The 13,518-nt window shown below is 24.6% G+C and carries 13 protein-coding genes; 7 read left to right on the top strand and 6 right to left on the bottom strand.

The genetic code is table 11. The annotated features are described in order from the left end of the window. Positions 1 to 16: 16 nt before the first annotated feature. Both crr and GUU85_RS00290 read left to right on the top strand, forming a co-directional pair. On the top strand, positions 17 to 520 hold the full coding sequence (crr, locus tag GUU85_RS00295; protein WP_163118911.1) for a PTS glucose transporter subunit IIA: 504 nt from the start codon (positions 17 to 19) through the stop codon (positions 518 to 520). A gap of 116 nt (positions 521 to 636) precedes the next feature. Then, entirely contained in the window at positions 637 to 1,410 is a 774-nt protein-coding gene (locus GUU85_RS00290) for an undecaprenyl-diphosphate phosphatase (RefSeq protein ID WP_163118909.1), read from the top strand. A 6-nt stretch (positions 1,411 to 1,416) separates the two neighbouring features. Here the strand turns inward: GUU85_RS00290 and GUU85_RS00285 are convergent, their stop codons facing one another. Continuing rightward, a complete protein-coding gene (locus GUU85_RS00285; RefSeq protein WP_163118907.1) occupies positions 1,417 to 2,679 on the bottom strand; it encodes a tRNA CCA-pyrophosphorylase in 1,263 nt (420 codons plus the stop codon). Positions 2,680 to 2,898: 219 nt separating this feature from the next. Here GUU85_RS00285 and rfaE1 point away from each other — a divergent pair, with 219 nt between their 5' ends. Together rfaE1 and ribB are read left to right on the top strand one after the other, a co-directional pair. After that, positions 2,899 to 3,852 (top strand): D-glycero-beta-D-manno-heptose-7-phosphate kinase, encoded by a 954-nt coding sequence (rfaE1, locus tag GUU85_RS00280; protein WP_163118905.1) that lies wholly within the window; start codon positions 2,899 to 2,901, stop codon positions 3,850 to 3,852. Between the two features lie 284 nt (positions 3,853 to 4,136). Next, a complete protein-coding gene (ribB, locus tag GUU85_RS00275) occupies positions 4,137 to 4,781 on the top strand; it encodes a 3,4-dihydroxy-2-butanone-4-phosphate synthase (protein ID WP_163118903.1) in 645 nt (214 codons plus the stop codon). On the opposite strand, the gene tsaD is transcribed toward ribB, so the two are convergent. Then, entirely contained in the window at positions 4,762 to 5,772 is a 1,011-nt protein-coding gene (gene tsaD, locus GUU85_RS00270; RefSeq protein ID WP_163118901.1) for a tRNA (adenosine(37)-N6)-threonylcarbamoyltransferase complex transferase subunit TsaD, read from the bottom strand. The genes ribB and tsaD overlap by 20 nt on opposite strands. A gap of 189 nt (positions 5,773 to 5,961) precedes the next feature. Here tsaD and rpsU point away from each other — a divergent pair, with 189 nt between their 5' ends. From rpsU to rpoD, 3 genes are all read left to right on the top strand, one after another. Beyond that, complete coding sequence (gene rpsU, locus GUU85_RS00265) at positions 5,962 to 6,177, top strand: 30S ribosomal protein S21 (protein WP_163118899.1); 216 nt, start codon at positions 5,962 to 5,964, stop codon at positions 6,175 to 6,177. Between the two features lie 71 nt (positions 6,178 to 6,248). Beyond that, positions 6,249 to 7,982, top strand: a complete 1,734-nt coding sequence (gene dnaG, locus GUU85_RS00260) for a DNA primase (RefSeq protein ID WP_163118897.1) — start codon at positions 6,249 to 6,251, stop codon at positions 7,980 to 7,982. A 147-nt stretch (positions 7,983 to 8,129) separates the two neighbouring features. After that, a complete protein-coding gene (gene rpoD / locus GUU85_RS00255) occupies positions 8,130 to 9,956 on the top strand; it encodes an RNA polymerase sigma factor RpoD (protein WP_163118895.1) in 1,827 nt (608 codons plus the stop codon). Positions 9,957 to 10,062: 106 nt separating this feature from the next. On the opposite strand, the gene cysE is transcribed toward rpoD, so the two are convergent. From cysE to argH, 4 genes are all read right to left on the bottom strand, one after another. After that, a complete protein-coding gene (cysE, locus tag GUU85_RS00250) occupies positions 10,063 to 10,887 on the bottom strand; it encodes a serine O-acetyltransferase (protein WP_163118893.1) in 825 nt (274 codons plus the stop codon). An 81-nt stretch (positions 10,888 to 10,968) separates the two neighbouring features. After that, positions 10,969 to 11,406 carry a protein-export chaperone SecB gene (secB, locus tag GUU85_RS00245; protein ID WP_163118891.1) on the bottom strand — a complete coding sequence of 146 codons (438 nt, stop codon included), beginning with the start codon at positions 11,404 to 11,406 and terminating at the stop codon, positions 10,969 to 10,971. A 104-nt stretch (positions 11,407 to 11,510) separates the two neighbouring features. Next, a complete protein-coding gene (locus tag GUU85_RS00240; protein WP_163118889.1) occupies positions 11,511 to 11,954 on the bottom strand; it encodes a rhodanese-like domain-containing protein in 444 nt (147 codons plus the stop codon). 110 nt (positions 11,955 to 12,064) lie between these two features. Next, entirely contained in the window at positions 12,065 to 13,444 is a 1,380-nt protein-coding gene (argH, locus tag GUU85_RS00235; RefSeq protein WP_163118887.1) for an argininosuccinate lyase, read from the bottom strand. Positions 13,445 to 13,518: the final 74 nt, after the last annotated feature.

Here is a 13,518-nt window from a genome sequence, read left to right as displayed (position 1 = left end):
TAATTAGGAGAAAAAAATGAGTTTCTTTTCTGATTTTTTTAATAGTAAAAAAAGCAATTTTTCTAAAAAAATAGAAATTTTTGCACCTTTATCAGGTGAAATTATAAAAATAGAAGATATACCAGATCCTGTTTTTTCTAAAAAAATTGTAGGTGATGGAATTGCTATTAAACCATCGGGAAATCAGATCCTTGCACCAGTTAATGGAACTATTGGTAAAATATTTGATAGTAAACATGCTTTTTCAATTATTTCAGAAGATAATGTAGAATTATTTGTTCATTTTGGTATTGATACAGTTCAATTAAAAGGAGAAGGATTTCAAAAAAAAGCTGAAGATAACCAAACGGTAAAAATAGGAGATGAAATTATTGTTTTTGATTTAGATTTTTTAAAAAATCATGCAAAGTCTATTTTGACACCTGTTATAATATCTAATATAGAAAATTTCAAAAAAATAGAAAAATCATCTGGCACCATTATTGCTGGGCAAACAGTTATTATATCTTTATATAATTAATTTGAAATATAAAAACGGTGCTGTTATTTAGTGCCGTTTTATTATTTATATGAATACGACTATTATTAGTATTAATTTTAATGCTATTAAATTAAACACAATAAAAACAGGAAAAAATGATTAATTTATATCAAATTATTACTTCAATCATAATTGGTATTATAGAAGGAATAACAGAGTTTCTTCCTATTTCTTCTACAGGACATATGATGATTGCTTCTCATTATTTACAAACTAATTATGATACAACTAAAATATTAGAAATATTTATTCAACTTGGTTCTACATTAGCTGCATTATATTTTTTTCGTCAAAAAATTGTTATCATCATAAAAAATAAAATCAAACACGTTATATTATCAAATTTACCAATAATATTTTTTGGGCTTATATTTTATAAACAAATTAAATTATTATTTAATTTAGAGAATATTATATATGGATTAATATTAGGTGGATTATTTCTAATATTTTCTGAAATGTTTAAACCAAAAAAATATATAATATATAATATTAATAATATTAGTTTATTACAAGCAATTATAATTGGAATCTTTCAAATTCTTTCTTTATATCCTGGTTTTTCGAGATCTGGATCGACTATAGCAACTGCTTTACTATTAGGATTAAAAAAATCAGTCGCAATAGAATTTTCTTTTATAATATCTATTCCATTATCGATTGGAATATTTCTGTTTGAAATATTGAATAACATGAATAATATTACTAGAACAGATATTCTCATTTCATTTATAGGATGTTTAAGTTCTTTTGTAGTATCTATGTTATGCATACAATTTTTATTAAAAATATTAAATAAAACATCGCTAATATTTTTCGGAATATATCGTTTTATAATATCTGGATTAATTTATTTTTTGAATTCATAAGTATATTTAAAAAATAATTTTATTATAAAGAAAATAAAATTTGTTTGTTTTATATCTCCATAACTCTAATGTTTGAATTCTTAAACGCATTAATTCTTGTTTAATTTCTATTCCTTGAAGATTATTTTTTAAGATAGATTGAACAGAAATATTTTTAACAATAGAAAAACATTTTTGTAAAAAAATACCTGGTAGAACATCAAAGTACTTTTTTTCTAAATTATTTAAAAAATGAAAATTAATTAAATTTGCAATTTTTTCAATTCTCTTAGGTTTTCTCCATGCATCTAATTTTAAAAATAACTTTATAATATTTTCAGATGTTTGATAATAAATATTATTTAAAAAACAATAAAAACCTGTGTTTAAAACTGCTATCTCTTTAATATAAGACGGAATATAAAAACGTTTACATATATTTAATACAATATCAGCTGAAGATTTATCAAAAAATATATTTGAAAAATTTTTATATATATTATTATAAACTGATATAAACTGAAATAAATAAGAAACACGAATATCAATATCTTTATATTGAATTGATATTTTAGCTAATCTCATCAATACTTCATTCAGATTATATGTTTTTTTAAAAAAATAATTATTAAAAAAACAATTTTTTCTATATATAAGATTGATATTTGGAAAAAAAAAATATAATGCATGACATTGATGTAATACTTGAAAATATACATGTGGATTAGATGTTTTAAAAGCTTTTTCTGTTTCATTCCATATTCTATTTGCTGTCAAATACAATAATTCTTTTTTTTTAACTATAACTTGCATTAATATCATAGTTTCTTTTGCAATAGTAAATCCTAAATGCACTAATGCTGCAGCAAATCTAGCTGTACGTAAAATTCGTAAAGGATCTTCGACAAAGGATTCTGATACATGACGTATAATACGATATTTGATATCTTTTTTCCCGTGAAAAGGATCAATATAATTACCATATTGATCTTGAGCAATAGCATTCATTGTTAAATCACGTCTCACTAAATCTTCTTCTAAAGTAATGTTAGAATTATAATCAGTATCAAAACCAGTATATCCTTTTCCAGATTTTCTCTCTTTTCTTGCTAATGCATATTCTTCATTTGTTTCTGGATGTAAAAAAACTGGAAAATCTTTTCCAACTTGTCGAAATTTTTTTTCTAATAATATTTTTTCTGTTCCACCAACTATTACCCAATCTTTATCTTTCACAGGTAAATTTAGTAATGAATCACGAACTGCTCCTCCTACTAAATATATTTTCATGTTTAATATCTCACAATCATAATAATAGAAATATATTTTTTAAAAAATTAACTGATTTAAGAATTATTTTTATTTTTAAATTATTTAATCTTATAATAAGATGATAAATAATATATAAAAAATTATTTTTTTTTAATGAAAAAATTAACTAAACTTTATTTTATACATAACATTTTAAATGTTAATATTTAAAATAATATAATATATCGAGATTAAATTATGAAAAAAAAATTAATTAATTTTAATACTTCACTTGTACTAGTTGTAGGAGATATTATATTAGACTGCTATTGGTATAGCAAAAATAATTGCAAGATGCTTGAAAAAAATACTCCTATTATGCCTATTCAAACAATTAAAGAGCAACCAGGAGGAGCTGCTAATGTAGCTAAAAATATTGCAGAAATTGGAGGTTTTTGTAAAATAATTGGATTTATTGGATCAGATTATGAAGGATTAATATTAAAAAAATTACTTAATCATACTCGAATTAATTACGATTTAATATCTATCAAAGATAATAAAACTATTACAAAAATTAGAATTTTATCAGAATGTCAACAACTTCTGAGAGTAGATTTGCAAGAACAATATATTATTAATAATATAGATATTTTACATCAAAAAATTTTTTATTCATTATCAAGATATAAAATTTTGATATTATCTGATTATGCAAAAGGCACGTTAATTAATATAGAAAAAATAATTAATTTTGCAAAAAAAATATCTATTCCTATACTCATAGATCCTAAAGGTATTAATTTTGAAAAATATTCTGGAGCCAGTCTATTAACACCAAATCTTTATGAATTTGAAAAAATAGTTGGAAAATGCTATCAAGAAAATGATATTTTAAACAAAGGAATAAAATTACTATCGAAACTTAAATTATCAGCATTACTCGTAACGCGATCTAAAAATGGAATGACTTTATTTCAAAAACACACAAAACCAATACATTTTCCAGCTAGCTCTAAAAAAGCTTCTGATGTTACTGGAGCAGGAGACACGGTTATTGCAATTATTGCAACTGCTTTAGCATCAGGATATTCTTTAGAAGAAGCATGTTTTTATGCTAATATTAGCGCAGGTATAGTTATAAAAAAAGTTGGAACTGAAACATTAACGATTAATGAATTAAATACAGTGTTAAAATTTATATCAAAATAACAAAATATTTTTATAATTGTTAAAAATTAATTTTAAAATATTTTAATTTTATAAATATATATTCTATAAAGATAATCATATAAAACATTTTAATAAAAATATGAAAATATTACTTAAATAAAAATATTTCTAAATTGCTCTTATATTAAATTCAATATATAATATTTCAATTTTCATTGTGGAAAAATTAGATATACTAATAAATTTAATCATAATTTACATAAAATATAATCAATATAATGTTGATTTGTAAACAGTAATGTAACTTAAGTAAGGTTGTTGTAATGAGTCGAATGCTCCCATCTAAATTTGGAACGCCTATAGAGAGAATTCAAAAATCAATATCAGCTTTGCAATCTGGTCAAGGAATTATTATATTAGACGATGAATCTCGTGAAAATGAAGGAGATTTAGTGTTTTCTCCCGAAAATATGACAGTAGAACAAATGGCTCTCACAATTCGATACGGTAGTGGTATTGTATGTTTGTGTATTACTGAATCTAAACGTAAACAATTGAATTTACCTATGATGGTAAAAAAAAATACTAGTGCATATCGCACAGGTTTTACAGTAACAATAGAAGCTGCAAAAGGAATTTCTACTGGTGTATCAGCTCAAGATAGATGGACTACTATTAAAACTGCAACTGCGGACAATACTAAGCCTAATGATTTGAATAGACCAGGTCATGTTTTTCCGCTAAGAGCTGATCAGGGAGGAATTTTATCAAGAGCAGGGCATACAGAAGCTGCTATAGAAATCGTATCTTTAGCAGGTTTTCAACCTTCAGGAGTTATTTGTGAATTAACAAACAAAAATGGTACTATGGCACGCACTCCTGATATCATTCAATTTTCAGAATATAAAAAAATGCAAATATTAACTATAAAAGACTTAATTTTTTATCTTACAAAGATAGATCATTAATAGACCATTTTGGTTTTACTAATATTTCTAATTGAGAATTATTAGCTTCTTTTGAGCGCATATAACCAATTTGAGCAATCATAGCTCCATTATCAGTACAATACTCTAAATCAGCATAAAAAACTTTCCCATTAAAATATTTTCGCATCATATCTTGAGATTTTTTACGCAAACAAGTATTTGCACTTACACCGCCTGCTATAATTAAACGATTCCATTTTTTCATTTTTAATGCTTTTTTAGTTTTAATTAATAATACGTCAATTACTGCATCTTCAAATGCTCTTGCAATATTTGCTTTTTCTTGTATACTTTGATTAGATCTTTTGATAGTTTTGGCTACAAAAGTCTTTAGACCAGAAAAACTAAAATTTAAACTAGAATGGTGTATCATAGGTCTTGGAAAAAAAAATGTTTTTTTGATGCCTTGACGCGCTAAATTCGATAATTCTGGACCACCTGGGTATTGTAGTCCTAATAATTTTGCAGTTTTATCAAAAGCTTCACCAACTGCATCATCTAAACATTTTCCTAATATTTCATATTCACCAAATTTATAAGCCGCAATAATTTCTGTATGTTTACCTGATACTAATAATCCAATAAATGGAAATTTAATAGATTTATAGTTTAACATTGGTGATAAAAGATGTGCTTCCATATGATTTACAGGTAATATCGGTATATTTAAAGATAATCCTAATGTACATGCAAAAGTTGCTCCTACTAATAAAGATCCGACTAAACCTGGACCTGCGGTATATGCAATTAAATCAATTTCTTTAGCAAAATTATATTTTTGAAAAATTTTGCTTAATATTAAAATGATTTTTTGTATATGTTTTCTAGATGCTAATTCTGGAATAATACCTCCATAAATATTATTAATTTTTTTTTGATGATATGTTTCATTCATTAATAAACCTTGTTGACTATCATAAACAGCTATACCCGTATCGTCGCAAGACGTTTCAATACCTAATATTTTCATAATTTTATACCTAAAATGTATTGATGTACTATCATAATAAACTCTTTAATAATAACTTTAAATAACTATTTTCTAAATAAATGCATTTATATACAATGATACTTTACAAGATCCTAATAAGTGATATAAGGTTTATTATTTAAAACTATTTTATAATTTGATTTTATTTTTAATTGAGGTAAATTTTATATGCCAATAATAAAAGTCCGAGAAAATGAACCATTTGATGTAGCACTTCGTCGATTTAAACGATCTTGTGAAAAAGCTGGAATATTATCTGAAATTCGTCGTAGAGAATTTTATGAAAAACCAACCACGGAACGTAAACGTGCTAAAGCTTCAGCTATTAAAAGACTTGCAAAAAAACTTACAAGAGAAAACGCAAGACGTATTCGTATGTATTAAACAAATCACAAGATCAATCACTATTAAACCGTTCTTTTTTAAGAACGGAACAAATATAACATATAAAATATATGCCTGGGAAAATACCTAAATATTTCATCAATGAATTACTATCTCATACTAATATTGTAAATCTAATTGATAAACGTTTAATCTTAAAAAAATACGGTAAAAATTATAAAACTAATTGTCCTTTTCATGACGATAAAACTCCATCATTTACTGTGAATGAAGACAAGCAATTTTATTATTGTTTTGGATGCAATGCACATGGTAATGCGATTGATTTTTTAATACAATATGAACGTTTAAGTTTTATCGAAAGTATTGAAGAACTTGCTTTAATGCATGGTGTAAAAATTCCATTTGAAAAAAAGTTTCAAAATAATTTATATTTTAAAAAACAAAAATTATATTTATTAATGAATCAAATGTGTAAATTATATCAAGAAAATATGCATGTTACTAATTTAGCACAAAAATATTTATCTGATAGAGGCATTAGTCAATACATGATTGATTTTTTTTTAATTGGATTTGCTAGTTTACATTGGAATGATTTTTGTAAAAAATTTAAAATTACTAAAAATTTTGAAGAAGAATTATTGACTAATAATATTATTACAATAAATGAAAAACGCTATAAATATGATAGATTTCAAGGACGTATTATATTTCCTATACAAGATCATCATGGTAGAATTATAGGTTTTGGAGGACGTTCACTAAATAATATTCCACCAAAATACCTTAATTCTCCTGAAACTCATATTTTCCAAAAACGAAAACAAATTTATGGATTGTATCAAGTTAAACAAAAATTCTCTAAACCTTTATATTTATTAGTAGTAGAAGGATTTATTGATGTTATTACATTAACACAACATAATATAGATTATGTTGTTTCTTCTTTAGGTACTGCTACAACTAGTGAGCATATTCAAATTTTATTTAAAAATACTAATATAGTTATATATTGTTATGATGGAGATGAAGCTGGGAAAAATGCAGCCTGGCAAACTTTAAAAAAATCATTACCATATATATCAGAAACAAAAATATTAAAATTTATTTTATTACCAAATAATGAAGATCCTGATACTATTATTAGAAAAGAAGGTCGAGAAAAATTTCAAAAACGTATTGATAATGCAATAACTATGTCAAAATTTTTTTTTAAAAATATATTAAAAAATATTAATTTATTGTCTAGTGATGATAAATTTTATTTAAGTTCACGTGCTTTACCATTAATTAACACTATCTCTAATGATACAATACGTATTTATTTACGCCAAATATTAGCAAGAATGATAGGAATTTTAGATGATCATCAATTTCAAAAATTTTTATATGAAAAAGAAACAAAAAAAAAATATAGATCACATTTTCAAATAAAACATACCCCAATGCGTACTTTAATAGGATTGCTTATACAAAACCCAAGTTTATCAAAAATAGTTCCTTCAATAATACAATTGCAAAATTTTAAATTAAAAGGACTTCCTATTTTTTTAGAAATATTACAAACATGTCTTAACTATCCTAATATAAATACAGGTCAATTATTAGAATTATATAGAAATAAAAAAATAATTCATATCTTAAAAAAATTATCTTCATGGGATCATATGATTGTTCAAGAAGAAATTCAAAATATGTTTTTAGATTTGTTAACAAATATATATAATAAAATTCTTGAAACAAGACAAGAATATCTAATTTCTCAAGATAGAATAAAAGGACTAACAATTAATGAAAAAAAAGAAATTTGGTTTATCAATCAAACATTATCTAAAAAATAACATTAAATTTTATAAAAATATAACATCAATTTAATATATCTAAACATTTATTAACTTCTTCAAAATTTTTATAATAATGCTATTATTTATTATTGACTAATCAGTCGATAAATATTTATTCAATTAATACAATCTGGATATCGTATTATGGATCAAAACCCACAGTCGCAACTTAAACTACTTGTCACACATGGCAAAGAGCAAGGATATTTAACTTATTCTGAAGTTAATGATCATTTACCAGAAGATATTATCGATTCGGAACAAATTAATGATATTATTCAAATGATTAATGATATGGGCATTCCAGTAGTTGAAGAAGCACCTGACGCTGATGATTTAATTTTAAATGAAATTAATACAGACACAGATGAAGATGCAGTTGAAGCAGCTACGCAAGTACTATCTAGTGTAGAATCAGAATTAGGACGAACTACAGATCCTGTTCGAATGTATATGAGAGAAATGGGAACTGTTGAATTATTAACACGAGAAGGAGAAATTGATATAGCTAAACGCATTGAAGAAGGTATTAATCAAGTTCAATGTTCAGTATCAGAGTATCCGGAAGCAATTACATATTTATTAGATCAATATGAACGCGTACAAACTGGTCAAATACGATTATCAGACATAATAACAGGGTTTGTTGATCCAAATGCAGAAGAAATATTTTCTCCTACTGCTATGCATATAGATTCTGTATTATTAGAAGAGGAACAAAATAATGAAGACGATCACGAACATCATGAAGATGATCATATCATTGATCCAGAATTAGCTAATGAAAAATTTTCTGCACTACGTCTGCAATATAATAATACTTATCAAACAATTAAAAATAAAAATAGAACACATCAAGATGCATTGTTAGAAATTTATAACTTATCAGAAATATTTAAACAATTCCGATTAGTTCCAAAACAATTTGATCATTTAGTTAATAATATGCGAAATATGATGGAAAGAGTTAGAAAACAAGAAAGAATTATTATCAAATTATGCGTTGAAATTTGTAAAATGCCAAAAAAAAATTTTATTAAAATCTTTCCAATTCAAAAAATTAATCATATTTGGTTTATAAAAGAACAAAATAAAAATAAACCATGGTCTAATAACTTAAAAAAAGTTCAAGAAGATGTCTTTAGTAGTATAAAAAAATTAATTGAAATAGAAGAAGAAACAGGTTTAACAATTGAACAAGTTAAAGATATTAATAAAAGAATGTCTATTGGAGAATTAAAAGCTAAACGCGCAAAAAAAGAAATGGTTGAAGCTAACTTAAGGTTAGTAATTTCTATTGCAAAAAAATACACAAATCGAGGTTTACAATTTTTAGATCTAATACAAGAAGGAAATATTGGTTTAATGAAAGCTGTTGATAAGTTTGAATATCGTCGAGGTTATAAATTTTCTACTTATGCTACCTGGTGGATTCGACAAGCAATTACTCGCTCGATTGCAGATCAAGCACGAACAATTCGTATTCCAGTGCATATGATCGAAACAATTAATAAGCTTAATCGTATTTCTAGACAAATGTTACAAGAAATAGGTCGAGAACCTACTCCAGAAGAACTATCTGAAAAAATGCTTATTCCCGAGGATAAAATCAGAAAAGTATTAAAAATTGCTAAAGAACCTATCTCTATGGAGACTCCAATTGGAGATGATGATGATTCACATTTAGGAGATTTTATAGAAGATACAACTTTAGAATTACCATTAGATTCTGCCACATCTGAAAGCTTAAGATCAGCGACACATGATGTATTAGCAGGTTTAACTGCTCGTGAAGCAAAAGTTTTACGTATGCGCTTTGGAATTGATATGAATACTGATCATACATTAGAAGAAGTTGGAAAACAATTTGATGTTACCAGAGAAAGAATAAGACAAATAGAAGCTAAGGCGTTAAGAAAACTACGCCATCCAAGTAGATCAGAAGTATTACGTAGTTTTTTAGATGATTAAAGCATAATATATTAACAAGTAAAATAAAATAAAACTTCTGTATTAATATCAACATATTGATCATAGTTTTTTATAAAAACAGAAGTTTTTATTTTATATATATTTATTAAATTCCATCACCATATTGAAATGTATTTAAATAAGATAGATTGTTTTTTTGATCTAGAAAAAATTGCTTTGTATTATCTATATCATTAACAATTTTAGCTGGTATACCAACTACAGTAACATAAGAAGGCACATTTTTTAAAACAACTGAACCTGCTCCTATTTTTGCTTTTAATCCTATTTCAATATTCCCTAAAATCTTTGCACCTGCTCCAATTATAACCCCTTTTCGAATGGTAGGATGTCGATTCTTACCTAAATCTTTACCAGTACCACCTAAAGTTACTGAATGAAAAATTGAAACATCATCATCTATACTAACATTTTCACCAATCACAATGCCGTGTGCATGATCAAGCATTACACCGGACCCAATATATGCAGCTGGATGAATATCTACTGAAAATTTTAAAGATATTCTATTTTGTAAATATTGAGATAATGATTTTTTATTGATATTCCATAAATAATGACTAATTCTATATGCTTCTAACGCATGAAAACCTTTAAAATATAAAAGAGGGGTTAAATAATTATTTGCTGCTGGATCGCGCTCTACAATCGCTTCAATATCTCGGACTATATATTTCAACATATAATCATGATCGTCGTATACATGATTAAATATATCTTGCAAAGTTTTGTCAGGAATCATAGATGTAGATAATTGCTTGGCTAATATATAGCTTAAAGAGCTACTTAAGCTATTGTGTTGCAATATAGTACTATAATAAAAATTTGATAAAATAGGTTCTTTTTTTAACAATAAATCAGTTTTATCAAGTATTTTTCTCCATATTTTTGATATTTTTAAAAAATACATTATTTTCTCCTAAAATAATATTATAAAAATTTTAATAATATTTAAATTATTTATATTAAATATTTAATGTATTTATTTTATTTATTTTTTTGATTTAATATAATTATCATACAGAGCATCAAAATTGATAGGAGCAAGATTAATTGGAGGAAAGCTTCCATAAGATATTAAATTAGCAATACATGCACGAGCATAAGGAAATAAAATATTTGGACAATAAGAATGTAAACAATGTTTTAATTTTTCTCCATTTATATTCATAATTAAAAAAATACCCGCTTGATCTAAATCACATAAAAATGTTAATTTGTCTTTAATTTTAACTATAACTTTAATTTTTAAAACAATTTCAAAAATATTTTTTTCGATTTCTTGTATTTTATTATTTACATTCAAATTAATACTTGGTTCCCATTGATCATGAAAAATATTCGGTGTATGAGGAGCTTCAAAAGAAATATCTTTAATATAAATACGTTGAATTTCAAAAAATTCTTTTTGATTTTTTTTATCTAACATAACTATTCCAGAAATAAAATCTTTTATTTAGCAAGTAACATGGAAGTATTTAGGATAAAATTATTACTTAATACCAAGATATATAAAATTTTTTATTTAAAATATTATTTATCATGAATGTTATTAATAAATAAGGGTAAATGATTGCAATTCCAATCATTTAAAGCATTCTTCAAAATATAAATATTATTAAATCCATATTTTAAAAAATGTTTAATACATTTATTATATTCATACGAATTGTTAATAATAAGAATAATAGGAGACTTTTTAAATTCTTTTATTTGATTCAAATTTCCTAAAAAAATATTTTTTAATGGAATATTAATAGAATTGAAAATATGACCTGTTTGAAATATTTCATCAGTACGGGTATCAATAATAATTGCTTTATTTTTATCTATTAATTGAATAGCTTGAATATTATTAATTATAATAGATTTTAAGAACATATGTTTGGTAAAAGAAAAAATCAATATAGTTAAACAAATAAACCAAATACTTACTAGTATAATATGTTCACTAACAAACAAAAATAGTTCTTGCATGAATGATATTTCCTAATATTTTATTCACTGATATTAACTAAGCATTTAAACAGTTTAAATGCTAGTTAGTTAACGTAAACAAATAGTATTTTTTAGATATAAAATATATATTAAAAAACATATAGTCTTTTTTTTACTTTAATTATTTCTTTATCAACTTGATGTGGTGCTACACCACCTTTAGATATTCTTTTTTCTAGGCAAGATTCTAAAGTAATGTTTTGATATATATCATTTTCAATAAGATTACTATAAATATGAAACGTAGATAATTTTAAAGCATGTAAAGGTTTTTGCACTTTAATTGCGTGTAAAACTATTTGGCCAGAGATGTGATGAGCTTCACGAAAAGTTAATCCTTTTTTCACTAAATAATCTGCTAATTCTGTTGCATTAGAATAACCTTCTTCTGCAGCTTGACGACATATATCATATTTTATTTTTATATTCTTTAACACTAAAATTGTCATACATAAACAATCATTCCACGTTTTTATAGAATCAAATAAACCTTCTTTATCTTCTTGTAAATCTTTATTATATGATAATGGAAGAGATTTTAATACAACTAAAATAGATACTAAAGAACCATATACACGACCACATTTTGCTCGAATAAGTTCTAATGCATCTGGATTTTTCTTTTGAGGCATTAATGATGAACCAGATGTAATTGCATCAGATAATTCAATAAAATTAGCTTCACCTGAATTAAAAAAAATAATATCTTCAGACAATCTTGATAAATGCATCATACTTATAGAGGCAGAAGATAATAATTCAATTACATAATCACGATCAGAAACACTGTCTAGAGCATTATTTGTTGCCGAATTAAATCCTAGAGATAAAGCAAGTACTTCACGATCAATTTTCCATGCCGTACCAGACAGAGCTCCTGAACCAAGAGGGCTAGTATTTAACCTTTTTAAAACATCTTCTAAACGACTAAAATCTCGTGTTAACATTTCTATATAAGCTAAACACCAATAAGAAAAAGTGATTGGCTGTGCTCTTTGTAAATGCGTATATCCTGGCATGATAACATGTTTATTAGATTCAGCTAAAATAATTAATCTTTTTTGTAGCTTAATAATATTATTTAATAAAATGTGAATAATTTTCTTGCACCATAATTTTAAATCAGTTGTAATTTGGTCATTGCGACTACGACCAGTATGCAATTTTTTACCTAATTCTCCAATTTTATCAATTAATTTTTCTTCTACCCAACTGTGAATATCTTCACAATTACTTAAAAGAATATTCTTACTATTATTTTTAATTTCTTGTAGTAACTCAATAAGAGCATGTTCAATTTTAATTTGTTCTTTTTTATTAATAATATTACTCTTCAGTAAAATTTTTGACCAAGAAATTGAAGCAGTTATATCTTCTTCCGCTAAAATATAATCAAATGATAAAGAGGTATTAAATTTTTTAAACAATTTATCTGATTTATCAATAAATCTTCCACCCCATAATGTCATATATTTTCTCTATAAAAGTTATAAATATAAATAAAATTAAAAATTGAATAAATAAATATTTTCTATTTTTTATT

This window comes from Buchnera aphidicola (Uroleucon sonchi) (genome assembly GCF_011035165.1).
Classification (GTDB): domain Bacteria; phylum Pseudomonadota; class Gammaproteobacteria; order Enterobacterales; family Enterobacteriaceae; genus Buchnera; species Buchnera aphidicola_BE.
Note: the sequence above shows the minus strand (reverse complement) of the source record. Positions and strands in the feature narration are given on the sequence as shown.